This window comes from Actinorhabdospora filicis (genome assembly GCF_030269765.1).
Classification (GTDB): Bacteria; Actinomycetota; Actinomycetes; order Mycobacteriales; family Micromonosporaceae; genus Actinorhabdospora; species Actinorhabdospora filicis.
On sequence record NZ_BSTX01000002.1, the window covers coordinates 631,870 to 642,894 of the forward strand.

Genomic DNA, 11,025 nt, shown 5'->3' on the forward strand with positions numbered 1-11,025 from the left:
CATCGGACCTGGTGGCGGGCAAAAGAGGTGCCGACGGCCAACCGCCCTCCTAGACTCCGGGCGTGATCAGAACGGCGACCCCCGCTGACGCCGCGGCCATCGCGGAGCTGAAGGTCCGCGCCTGGCGCGCGGCCTACGCGGAGTTCATGGACCTCGACGGCCTCGACGCCGCGGCCGAGACCGCCGACTGGGCGGAGTACCTCGACGCCATTCCCGGCGAGCACCGGCTTTGGGTGACCGTGGTGGACGGTGAGGTCGCGGGCTTCTGCCGCACCGGTCCCGCCACCGAGGATCTCGACCTCGGGCCCGCCGCCGGTGAGGTCTACGGTCTCTACCTGGATCCCGCCCGGATCGGGACGGGCCTGGGGCGCGAGCTGTTCGCCCACGCCGTCTCCGACCTGGAGACGCGCGGCCATGACCCGGTGTGCGTCTACGCCTACGTCCCCAACACCGGCGCGATCGCCTTCTACGAGCGCGCCGGGTTCGCCCGCGACGGCGTCGAGCGCCTCGACGAGGAGATCGGTGTCCCCGAGGCCCGGCTGGCGCGTATCGTTAACAAACCGAGATGATCTTTACCTAGGCTGTCGCCATGCCACCCCGCTACAGCATGACCGCCGTCGAGTTCATCGTCGCCGACATGGCCGCCTCCCTGGCCTTCTACCGCAAGATCGGCTTCGACATCCCCGCCGAGGCCGACACCGAGCAGTCCGTCCACTACGACCTGGGCAACGGCGTCGAGCTCGTCTGGGACGACCTCGCCATGATCCAGGGCGACGGCTCCTCCGGCTACACCCCCGCCACCAACGGCCCGGCCATGACCGTCGCCTTCGACTGCGGCTCGCCCGCCGAGGTCGACCGGATCTACGCCGAGCTCGTCGCCTCCGGAGTCAAGGGATCCGTCGACCCCTACGACGCACCCTGGGGACGCCGCTTCTCCCTCGTCCTGGACCCCGACGGCAACGGCGTCGCGCTCTACGCCGAACTGGGCTAGTCACCGCCGCGACGTCCACATAGGGGAGAGGTCCGCCACCGCCGGGGACCTCTCCCACCCGAGCCGTCGACTCGGACGGCCGCCATTCCTCACCGCCTGCCGACGGCCGTGAGCCCGGCGTCGATCGCCGCCAGGAAGTCCAGCAGCGCGCGGCGGCTGGGCTCGTCGTGGGCGTAGTGGTTGAGGCGCCTCGACATGACCTTGCGAGAGCGGTCCTGGACGACCCCGGTCAGCTCGGCGATCTGGCGGCGGGCTTCGGCCACCGCGACCGGCCCGGCCTGATCACGCCAGGCCGCGATGAGGGTGGGATTGGTGGAGACCGCGGCGATGCCGCAGCAGTCGAGCACGCACTCGTCTTCGCAATAGGTGAGGCAGTCCCGCAGGGGCGCGGGCACGTCGAGCTCGATGTCCACCATGGACTCTCCCTTCGGCCGCGACCTGCGACGGGTAGCCGATGGTAGCTCCGGCGCTCACCACCGGACTTTCGCTGAAATCAACAAAAGTTAGAGATCCTCGGAGAGAAACTATGGACCTCCGCCGCAGAAGTCGATAGCGTGTCCGGCACCACACGAACCACCGAGGTGCCACATGCCCCCGCTCCACACCCGACTCCTGCGCCTGCTGCGCGACCTCGGGCCACTCTCCCGAGCCGAGCTCGCCGACCGGCTGGAGACACCGCGCCCCAGGCTGCTCGCCGAGCTGGACCGCCTGCTGGCCGCCGGGACCATCAGCGAGGCCGGGCCCGCGGCCTCACGGGGCGGACGACGGTCCACATTGGTCGAACTCCACCCCGGCCTGCGGTTCGCCGCCATCGACCTGGGCGCCAGCTCACTCGACGTCGAGGTCACCAACGGACGCCTGGAGACGATCGCCGCCTACTCCGAGCCCGCCGACATCCGCACCGGCCCCAGGCCGATCCTGGCGCGCATCGGCGAACTCCTCGCCAAAGCCCGCGCCGACGGGGCCTTCGACCGGCTCGCCGGGGTCGGCATGGGCGTGCCCGGACCGGTCAGCTTCCGCGACGGCGTGCCGGTATCGCCGCCGATCATGCCCGGCTGGGACCGCCATCCCGTCCGTGACACCCTCAGCCGCGACTACGGATGCCCGGCGGTGGTGGACAACGACGTCAACATCATGGCCATCGGCGAGCGTCACGGCGGTGTCACCCGCTCGGTCGACGACTTCCTGTTCGTCAAGATCGGTACCGGGATCGGCTGCGGGGTTCATCTGGCGGGGGAGATGTACCGCGGCAAGGACGGCTGCGCCGGCGACATCGGGCACATCCAGGTCGACGCGCAGGGGCCGGTCTGCTCGTGCGGCAACATCGGCTGCCTGGAGGCGGTCTTCAGTGGAGCGTCACTGGCCCGGGAGGCTCTTGTGGCCGCGAAGGCGGGGGAGTCGCCGGTCTTGGCCGAGCGTCTCGCCGCGGCCGGGACGGTCACGGCCGTCGACGTGGCCGTGGGCGCCACAGAGGGCGACGTCACCTGCATCACCCTCATCCGCGAGGGCGGGCGCCAGATCGGCGGGGTGCTGGCGGGTCTGGTCAGTTTCGCCAACCCGTCGATGATCGTCATCGGTGGGGGACTGGCGCAGCTGGGGCACATTCTGCTCGCCGAGATCCGCAGCGTGGTCTACCGCCGTTCGCTGCCGCTGGCCACCGGGAACCTCCCCGTGGTCCTCTCCGAGCTGGGCGCGCGGGCCGGTGTGACCGGTGCGGCCGTGCTGGCCAGCGACGCGGCCTTCGAGCAGGCGCCATGAACGAGATCCTGCGTTTAACCGACGTCGTCAAGACCTTCCCCGGAGTGCGGGCGCTGGACGGCGTGCACCTGTCGGTCGCGCGCGGCGAGGTGCACTGCCTGCTCGGCCAGAACGGCGCCGGGAAGTCCACATTGATCAAGATCCTCTCCGGTGCGCACCGGCCGGATTCGGGGCGCATGGACTGGCAGGGGACGCCGGTGGCGTTCGCGGCGCCGATGGAGGCGATGCGGGCCGGGATCGCCACGATCTACCAGGAACTCGACCTCGTCGACCACCTGAGCATCGCCGAGAACGTCTACCTCGGACACGAGCCGCGCCGGGCGGGCTTCGTCCGCCGCGCCGAGATGCTACGCCGGACCGATGAGCTGCTGGCGCGTTTCGGCCACGCCGAGCTCGACCCCGCCCGCATGGTCCACACCCTTCCGGCCGCTGGTCGCCAGCTCGTGTCCATCGCGCGGGCGCTGAGCCACGAGGCGCGCCTGATCGTCATGGACGAGCCGACCGCCGTGCTCGCCCATGACGAGGTCGCCAACTTGATGCGGGTGGTGCGGGAGCTGACCGCGCTGGACATCGCCGTCATCTACATCACCCACCGCCTGGAGGAGATCCGCGAGATCGGCGACCGCGTCACCGTTCTCAAGGACGGCCGCAGCACCGCCACCGGCCTGCCCGCCGACACCCCGGCCAGGGACCTCGTCACGCGCATGACCGGCCGCGCCATCGACAGCATCTTTCCGGCGCGTCCGACCACTGTGGACGCACCCGCGCTGCTGACCGTGAGTGGCCTGACCCGCCGGGCGGAGTTCACCGACGTGAGCCTGTCCGTCGCCGCCGGTGAGATCGTGGGCATCACCGGACTCGTCGGCTCCGGCCGCTCCGAGCTCCTGGAGACCATCGCCGGAGCACGCCGCGCCGACTCCGGTGCGATCACCCTCGACGGGCGGCCCGTCCGGGGAGGCGTCCCGGGAGCGGTGCGCGCGGGGCTCGTCCTGGCGCCCGAGGAACGCAAGAGCCAGGCGCTGATCCTCGGCGAGCCGGTCTACCGCAACATGACCCTGGCCGCCCTGCGCCGCTTCTCCGCGGCCGGGCTCACCCGTCCCGGCCGCGAGCGCGCCGCCGCCCGCGCCCTCGCCGAGCGGCTCCAGCTGCGCCCACCCGACGTCGAGCGGCCGGTCGGCACGCTGTCGGGTGGCAACCAGCAAAAGGTCGTGCTCGGACGCTGGCTGCTCGGCCACACCCGCCTGCTGCTGCTCGACGAGCCCACCCGGGGCGTCGACGCAGGTGCCAGGGCCGAGCTGTACCAGCTGATCCGTGACCTGGCCGCCGACGGCCTGGGCGTGCTGATGGTCTCCAGCGAGGTCCCCGAATGCCTCGGGCTGGCCGACCGGGTGCTGGTGATGCGTGCCGGGCGCATCGTCCACACCGGACCCGCCGAGGGCATCGACGAAGAGAAGGTCCTCGAACTGGCCATGGGAGGAAAGTGACGTGAGCGAGTCCATCCGCCGAAACCTCGGCCTGGCCGCGATCCTGATCGCGCTGTTCGGCATCGGCTTCCTCACCAAGCCCGAGCTCTACGGCGATCCCGGCTGGCTGGCCGGCAACATCGCGACGATCCTCCAGCAGTCGGCGGCCATCGGCGTGGTCACCGTCGGGATGACCTTCGTGATCATCGGCGGCGGCATCGACCTGTCCGTCGGCGCGATCGTCGCCCTCGCCGGGGTCTGGTCGACCACTGTGGACACCCAGGGCTTCGGCGCCGCCGGGATGGTCTTCACCGCCCTGGCCGTCGGCGCCGGAGTCGGCCTGGTCAACGGGATCCTCATCGCCTACGGACGACTCGTCGCCTTCATCGCCACCCTCGCCATGCTCGTGGCCGCACGCGGCCTGGCCGCCCAGATCTCGGGCAAACAGACCCAGCTGTCCCTCAACGCCACCATCAACTCCCTGACCACCACGAAACTTCTCGGTATCCCGCTGATCGTGTTGATCTTCGCCGTCGTGGCGGCGGCAGGAGCCGTCCTGCTCAACCGCACCACCTTCGGGCGCCGCACCATCGCCGTGGGAGGCAACCCCGAGGCCGCCCGGCTGGCCGGGATCAACGTCCGCGGGCACACGATGCTGCTCTACGTCCTATCTGGACTGTGCTGCGGCATCGGCGCCGTCCTGCTCACCTCGCAGGCCACGTCCGCGCAGGCGGCGATGGCCAACCTCTACGAGCTGGACGCGATCGCGGCGGCCATCATCGGCGGCACCCTGCTGTCCGGCGGGCGCGGCACCATCACCGGCGCGATCTTCGGTGTCCTGGTCTTCTCCACCATCACCAACCTCTTCGCCGTCAACAACCTCTCCACCGAGGCGCAGAACATGGTCAAGGGCGGCATCATCATCGCCGCCGTCCTGGTCCAGCAGATCAAATTCGGCTCACTGACCGCCTTCCTCCACCGGCAGAAGGCCGTCACCGCCCCCACCACCTGACCCCACAGTCCGGCCCAGGCGACCTGCTCACCGGCGGTCGCCGGGACGACCACGCCCTCACACAGGAGACCGCCATGAAACCCGGCCCCATCAACCGCCGCAGGATCCTGCTCGGCGGCGCCATCCTCACCACCACCGCGGCCCTGGCCGCCTGCACCGGCAACGACACCCCTTCCAGCGCCCAGACCAAGGGCGGCGACGCCGTCCCCAACTCCAGCCCCGGCAAGGCCGTCACCATCGGCTTCTCCGCCCCCGCCGCCGACCACGGCTGGATCGCCGCGATCACCGGCAACGCCAGGGCCCAGGCCGCCACCTTCTCCGACGTCACCCTCAAAACCGTCGAGGCCGGAGCCGACGCCGCCGCCCAGCGCGCCGCCCTGGCAACCCTCGTCTCCCAGAAGCCCGACGTCATCGTCGTCCTCCCACACGACGGGAAGGAACTCAACTCCTTCGGCCTGGAGGCCATGAAGGCCGACATCCCCGTGGTCAACCTCGACCGCGCCTTCCCCGACGCCCTCGCCTACCGCCTCCAGATCAAGGGCGACAACTACGGCATGGGCGCGGCCGCCGGCCACTACATCGGGACCCGCCTCACCGCTGCCGGAACCGCCAGCCCGATCATCGGCGAGATCGCCGGCATCGACTCCCTCGAACTCACCCAGGAACGCAGCCGCGGCTTCAAGGAGGCCCTCGCCGTCTACGGCTTCAGCGTCGCCAACCGTCGCGCCGCCGAGTTCACCGCCGACTCAGGGCAACGCGAGGCCACCAACCTCCTCAATGCACTGCCCACAATGGACGCCCTGTGGAACCACGACGACGACCAGGGCATCGGCGTCCTGGCCGCCATCAGCCAGGCGAGCCGCGGCGAGTTCTTCATGGTCGGCGGCGCCGGGTCCACCGCGGCCATCCAGACCATCCAGGCCGACAACTCCGTCCTGAAGGCCTCGGTCACCTACAGCCCCTCGATGGCCTCCTCGGCCATCGCCCTCGCGCGGTTGATCGCCCAGGGCAGGGGCATGTCGGACCTGGTGGAGCTGGCCGTGCCCAAGGAGATCGTCCTGGCCTCGGAGACCATCACCAAGGACAACGCCGCCGGCTACCTGCCGCTCGGATTCTGACCCCCGCACCGGAAGGGCCCACGCGAGTGTCCACGATGGATGACAAGGAACTGCGCATCGGCATGGTCGGGCACGCCTTCATGGGAGCCGCGCACTCACAGGCGTGGCGCACCGTCAACCGCGTCTTCGATCTGCCCCTGCGCGCCCGGATGGTCGCGGTCTGCGGGCGAGACCCCCGGCGCACCGCCGAGGCCGCCGACCGGCTCGGCTGGGAGGGCCACCACACCGACTGGCGGGAGCTGATCGCCCGCGACGACATCGACCTCGTGGACATCTGCACCCCCGGCGACAGCCACGCCGAGATCGCCCTCGCCGCCCTCGCCGCGGGAAAACACGTCCTGTGCGAAAAGCCCCTGGCCAACACCCTCGACGAGGCCGAGGCGATGGCCGGCGCCGCCGATGCCGCCCGCGCCAACGGAATCCGCGCCATGTGCGGCTTCAACTACCGGCGCGTGCCCGCCGTAACCCTCATGCGCGACATGATCGCCCGCGGCGACATCGGCACCGTCCGGCACGTGCGCGCCGCCTACCTCCAGGACTGGATCGTCGACCCCGCACACCCCCTGGTCTGGCGCCTCCAACGTGACCGCGCCGGATCAGGGGCCCTGGGCGACATCGGCGCCCACATCATCGACCTCACCCAATACCTCACCGGACAGCACATCACCGGCGTCAGCGCACTCACCGAGACCTTCATCCGCCAGCGCCCACTCCCAGAGGCGCCCGCGGAGACCGGGACCGTCACCGTCGACGACGCCGCCATCCTCACCGCCCGCCTAGAAGGCGGCGCGATCGCCACCCTGGAGGCCACCCGCTTCGCCACCGGACGCAAGAACGCCCTGCGCGTCGAGATCAACGGCTCCCACGGCTCCCTCGCCTTCGACCTCGAACGCCTCAACGAACTGGAGTTCTTCGACGCCACCGCACCGCCCACCACCCGGGGCTTCACCACCGTCCTGGTCACCGAACCAGAACACCCCTACCTGGCGGCATGGTGGCCGCCCGGGCACCTCATCGGCTACGAGCACACCTTCACCCACCAGATGCGCGACCTCATAGAGGCCATCGCCCACGGCCGCGACCCCGAACCCTCCTTCACCGACGCCCTCAGCGTCCAGCGCGTCATCGACGCCGTGGAGCACTCGGCGCGAACCGGAACCTGGCAACCCCTGGACTCACCCACCCACCGGTGAAAGAGTCGCCTCGCTCACCCGTCCACATAGAACAGACGAGAGGAAGACCGATGCCCCGACCGATCACCCTGTTCACCGGACAATGGGCCGACCTGCCCTTCGAGGAGGTCTGCCGCCTGGCCTCCTCCTGGGGCTACGACGGCCTGGAGATCGCCTGCTGGGGCGACCACTTCGACGTCGAGCGCGCCCTGTCCGACGACACCTACATCCCGGCCAAACGCGCCCAGCTCGACAAGCACGGACTTGGCGTCCACGCCATCTCCAACCACCTCGTCGGCCAGGCCGTCTGCGATCACCCCATCGACGCCCGCCACCAGGCCATCCTCCCCGCCCGCGTCTGGGGCGACGGCGAACCCGAAGGCGTCCGGCAGCGCGCCGCGGCCGACATGGCCGACACCGCACGAGCAGCCGCCGCCCTCGGCGTCGGCACCGTCGTCGGCTTCACCGGCTCCTCCATCTGGCACACCCTGGCCATGTTCCCGCCCGTACCCGCCGACATGATCGACGAGGGCTACCGCGACTTCGCCCGCCGCTGGAACCCCATCCTCGACGTCTTCGACGAGCACGGCGTCCGCTTCGCGCTAGAGGTGCACCCCAGCGAGATCGCCTACGACCACTGGACCACCCGCCGCACCCTCGACGCCATCGGCCACCGCCCCGCCTTCGGCCTCAACTGGGACCCCTCCCACATGATCTGGCAGGGCCTGGACCCCGTCGCCTTCCTCCACGACTTCGCCGATCGCATCTACCACGTCGACTGCAAGGACACCCGCATCCGCCCCGCCGACGGCCGCCGCAGCGTCCTGTCCTCCCACCTGCCCTGGGCCGACCACCGCCGCGGCTGGGACTTCGTGTCCACCGGCCGCGGCGACGTCCCCTGGGAGGACTGCTTCCGCGCCCTCAACGCCATCGGCTACACCGGTCCACTGTCGATCGAGTGGGAGGACGCCGGGATGGACCGCCTGGCCGGGGCACCCGAGGCTCTGGAATTCTTGCGCCGCCATGCCTTCGAGCCGCCGCGGGCGGCATTCGACGCGGCGTTCGCGCGGGAGGAAACGGCTACCTGACCCCGGCCACTCTGTGTACCCCGGAATCTCTTGGAGGGCATGAAAATAGGCCCACCATGGCCTGGCGGGAAATGCGGTCGGGAAATGATGATCCGGCCCGGGGTCGCGTAATCGAAACTCCGTACGAAAAGCGCTCCGGGAACGCTTCGGCGGTACCGGGCCGGGCGGCGCCCACGCCACCCGGCCCGCCCGATCGTTACGGGACGGCGCAGCCGCCGTAGTAGATCCACGGGGTGCAGCCGGTGCCCACGCAGCACTGACGCTTGCGCAGCCGGTACTTGCCCGGGCCGCAGCCGATGCCGGTCACCTCCGTGTACACCTGGCAGTCCGGGGCGGCGCTGGCGCCGGTCTGCGGCACCAAACGGTTCAGCAGCCGGTCGGCGAGTTTCGCGAATGCCATGAGGAATTCCTTTCCCGAGGGCCGTCGTGCATCACCGGTAGTGGTGCCGGTGATGTCGATTGTGGAACGCTAGCAACATGAATCGATCAAGGTCAATGGCGTGATCGGGAAAACGGTACCGGGAGGGCCGTAAAACCATTCGATGTATGCGGTCCATATGCACTCTGGCGCCTCCGTCCACTCTCGACGAACACGGGCCTCAGTGGACGGTCGCCAGAACCTTCGGCGCCCGGTCCATGCCACGCCACACCGGGAACAGGAACGGCGCCAAGGTCACCAGCAGGTACACCGAGCCGGTGGTGGCCAGCGCGCCGACGCGTCCCCAGGAGTCCATGGCCAGACCGCCGAGGAGCCCGCCGAAGGGCATGCCGAGCCAGGAGATCGAGCCGGTGAAGCCCAGGACGCGGCTGAGCAGCCGCTCCGGGATCCGCTCGTACTGCACCGCCGACAGGATCGGATTCAGCACCGCCGCGCCGAGCCCGGCGAGGAAGGAGATCACCAGGATCGCGCTGAGGGAGTCCAGGAAGGCCAGCGCGAAGAACCTCGGCGGCCCGGCCACCATGAAACCGATCGCGAACGTCCAGCGCCTCGGCAACCTCGGCGCCAGCCACGTGAACAGGACCGTGCCGATCAGTGCACCGGCCGCCATCACGCCGGACAGCGTCCCGAGAGCGGCTGGATCGCCGACCACGTCATGGATCCAGACCGGCACGTAGACCCCGCTGAAGGCCTGCGCGGTGAGATTGGTGACCAGCAGCATCACGCACATGGCCAGCACCAGCCGGTCGGCGCGCATGAACGCCGCACCCGTGCGCAGCGCGGTGAAGTACGGCTCCCGCTCGCGCGGTGGCGTCGTCCCCCGCGCCGACCACAGCGTCAGCACCGCCGAGAGCCCGAGCGCGGTCGCGGTCACCCACAACGCGTTCGCCGCGCCCGCCCAGGCGATCAGCACACCACCGACCGGCGCGCCGACCAGCGTGCTCAACCGGTCCAAGCCATGGAACACCGACAGCGCGCGCTCCCGCCCGGCCCCCGCCCGGGCGATCACCGTGGGCAGCAGCACCCGCAGCGCGCCCGTCCCCAGCCCCTGAAACGCACCCGCGATCGCCACCACCGGCAGCAGCACCCCATACGGCAGCAACCCTGCGCCGTAGAGCAGCGGAACCGTCGCCGTCACCGCCATCCCCGCCAGCGACGACACCACCGCCACCCGCCGCGCCCCCAGCGCGTCGATCAGCGGCGCGCCCAGCAGACTCGCCAGCACGAACGGCAGTATCTGCGCGAAGGCCAGCACACCCGTGGCCGCCGCCGATCCGCTCGTGGACAGCACTAGCCAGGGCAGCGCCAGTGCGGCCATATAGGTCCCGACCTGCGCGACGGCGAAGCCGGCGTAGAAGCCGACCAGGCGTCTCACAGCCGTCCGCCCGTCTGCGGCAGGATCTGCATCGCCGCACTGACCTGCCGCGCCCCCTCCGGAGCCTCGCCCTCGTCGTCGCGCCGGTACCGCGCGAAGACCGCGGCCAGCTCCCGCCCGAGTTCAAGCGCCTCATCGACGGTCAGCATCAGTGCGTGCGAGCGGATGCTGAACGCCGAGCGCCACTCCGGCGACATCGCCGCCAGCTCACCGATCGCCGCCTGCGTCCGGAGCGCGTCGCGCTCGGCCACCGCCCGCATGTACAACTCCGCGTCGGCCAGATCGACGTCATCGGTGGACACCAGATGCGTCGAGCGGTGCGCGGCCCGCCACCAGCGCTCCCGCGCCGTCCCACGCTCGGGATCCTCGACGACGAAACCGTGCGCGGCCAGCTGGCGCAGGTGGTAGCTGGTCGCGCCGCTGGACTGGCCGAGCCGCTCGGCGAGCATGGTGGCGGTCGCCGGTCCACCGCGCCGCAGGAGGTCGAGGATGCGGACGCGCAGGGGGTGGGCGACGCCGCGGATGGCGCGGGCGTCGAGGCGGATCTCGGGGGCGGGTTCGGGGTGGGTGGCATCTGTCATGACGGCAAAGATAGCTTTGCAAAGGAGT

At 70.5% G+C, this 11,025-nt stretch carries 12 protein-coding genes; 8 read left to right on the top strand and 4 right to left on the bottom strand.

The genetic code is table 11. The annotated features are described in order from the left end of the window. Positions 1-62: 62 nt before the first annotated feature. Complete coding sequence (locus tag QSK10_RS15680) at positions 63-569, top strand: GNAT family N-acetyltransferase (protein ID WP_285663550.1); 507 nt, start codon at positions 63-65, stop codon at positions 567-569. A gap of 20 nt (positions 570-589) precedes the next feature. Further along, positions 590-991: a VOC family protein gene (locus QSK10_RS15685; RefSeq protein WP_285663551.1), complete on the top strand. Its 402-nt coding sequence runs from the start codon at positions 590-592 to the stop codon at positions 989-991. 89 nt (positions 992-1,080) lie between these two features. On the opposite strand, the gene QSK10_RS15690 is transcribed toward QSK10_RS15685, so the two are convergent. After that, a complete protein-coding gene (locus QSK10_RS15690) occupies positions 1,081-1,407 on the bottom strand; it encodes a DUF6331 family protein (protein WP_285663552.1) in 327 nt (108 codons plus the stop codon). Positions 1,408-1,579: 172 nt separating this feature from the next. Here QSK10_RS15690 and QSK10_RS15695 point away from each other — a divergent pair, with 172 nt between their 5' ends. The 6 genes from QSK10_RS15695 to QSK10_RS15720 all read left to right on the top strand — a co-directional run bounded on the left by QSK10_RS15695 (position 1,580) and on the right by QSK10_RS15720 (position 8,602). After that, positions 1,580-2,749, top strand: a complete 1,170-nt coding sequence (locus QSK10_RS15695; RefSeq protein WP_285663553.1) for an ROK family protein — start codon at positions 1,580-1,582, stop codon at positions 2,747-2,749. Next, entirely contained in the window at positions 2,746-4,233 is a 1,488-nt protein-coding gene (locus QSK10_RS15700; RefSeq protein WP_285663554.1) for a sugar ABC transporter ATP-binding protein, read from the top strand. The genes QSK10_RS15695 and QSK10_RS15700 overlap by 4 nt, the downstream gene beginning before the upstream one ends. Position 4,234: 1 nt before the next feature. Next, positions 4,235-5,224 (top strand): ABC transporter permease, encoded by a 990-nt coding sequence (locus QSK10_RS15705; protein ID WP_285663555.1) that lies wholly within the window; start codon positions 4,235-4,237, stop codon positions 5,222-5,224. A gap of 74 nt (positions 5,225-5,298) precedes the next feature. Continuing rightward, the gene (locus QSK10_RS15710) at positions 5,299-6,342 is read left to right on the top strand and encodes a substrate-binding domain-containing protein (RefSeq protein ID WP_285663556.1); all 1,044 of its coding nucleotides are present in this window, start codon (positions 5,299-5,301) and stop codon (positions 6,340-6,342) included. Between the two features lie 35 nt (positions 6,343-6,377). Next, positions 6,378-7,535 carry a Gfo/Idh/MocA family protein gene (locus QSK10_RS15715; RefSeq protein ID WP_285664459.1) on the top strand — a complete coding sequence of 386 codons (1,158 nt, stop codon included), beginning with the start codon at positions 6,378-6,380 and terminating at the stop codon, positions 7,533-7,535. Between the two features lie 50 nt (positions 7,536-7,585). Beyond that, positions 7,586-8,602, top strand: coding sequence for a sugar phosphate isomerase/epimerase family protein (locus tag QSK10_RS15720; protein ID WP_285663557.1), 1,017 nt, complete (start codon positions 7,586-7,588; stop codon positions 8,600-8,602). A gap of 196 nt (positions 8,603-8,798) precedes the next feature. Here QSK10_RS15720 and QSK10_RS15725 read toward each other — a convergent pair whose 3' ends face one another. The 3 genes from QSK10_RS15725 to QSK10_RS15735 form a co-directional block, all read right to left on the bottom strand. Further along, entirely contained in the window at positions 8,799-9,002 is a 204-nt protein-coding gene (locus QSK10_RS15725; RefSeq protein WP_285663558.1) for a hypothetical protein, read from the bottom strand. 199 nt (positions 9,003-9,201) lie between these two features. Then, on the bottom strand, positions 9,202-10,416 hold the full coding sequence (locus tag QSK10_RS15730) for an MFS transporter (RefSeq protein ID WP_285663559.1): 1,215 nt from the start codon (positions 10,414-10,416) through the stop codon (positions 9,202-9,204). After that, positions 10,413-10,997, bottom strand: a complete 585-nt coding sequence (locus QSK10_RS15735) for a winged helix-turn-helix domain-containing protein (protein ID WP_285663560.1) — start codon at positions 10,995-10,997, stop codon at positions 10,413-10,415. Before QSK10_RS15735 ends, QSK10_RS15730 begins: the two co-directional genes overlap by 4 nt. Between the last annotated feature and the right edge of the window lie 28 nt (positions 10,998-11,025).

Bases quoted from the DNA above. Each gene is read 5' to 3' on its own strand.
- QSK10_RS15720 (WP_285663557.1), top strand. From the start codon at position 7,586: ATGCCCCGACCGATCACCCTGTTCACCGGACAATGGGCCGACCTGCCC.
- QSK10_RS15700 (WP_285663554.1), top strand. From the start codon at position 2,746: ATGAACGAGATCCTGCGTTTAACCGACGTCGTCAAGACCTTCCCCGGA.
- QSK10_RS15725 (WP_285663558.1), bottom strand. From the start codon at position 9,002: ATGGCATTCGCGAAACTCGCCGACCGGCTGCTGAACCGTTTGGTGCCG.
- QSK10_RS15735 (WP_285663560.1), bottom strand. From the start codon at position 10,997: ATGACAGATGCCACCCACCCCGAACCCGCCCCCGAGATCCGCCTCGAC.
- QSK10_RS15695 (WP_285663553.1), top strand. From the start codon at position 1,580: ATGCCCCCGCTCCACACCCGACTCCTGCGCCTGCTGCGCGACCTCGGG.
- QSK10_RS15710 (WP_285663556.1), top strand. From the start codon at position 5,299: ATGAAACCCGGCCCCATCAACCGCCGCAGGATCCTGCTCGGCGGCGCC.
- QSK10_RS15685 (WP_285663551.1), top strand. From the start codon at position 590: ATGCCACCCCGCTACAGCATGACCGCCGTCGAGTTCATCGTCGCCGAC.
- QSK10_RS15715 (WP_285664459.1), top strand. From the start codon at position 6,378: ATGGATGACAAGGAACTGCGCATCGGCATGGTCGGGCACGCCTTCATG.
- QSK10_RS15690 (WP_285663552.1), bottom strand. From the start codon at position 1,407: ATGGTGGACATCGAGCTCGACGTGCCCGCGCCCCTGCGGGACTGCCTC.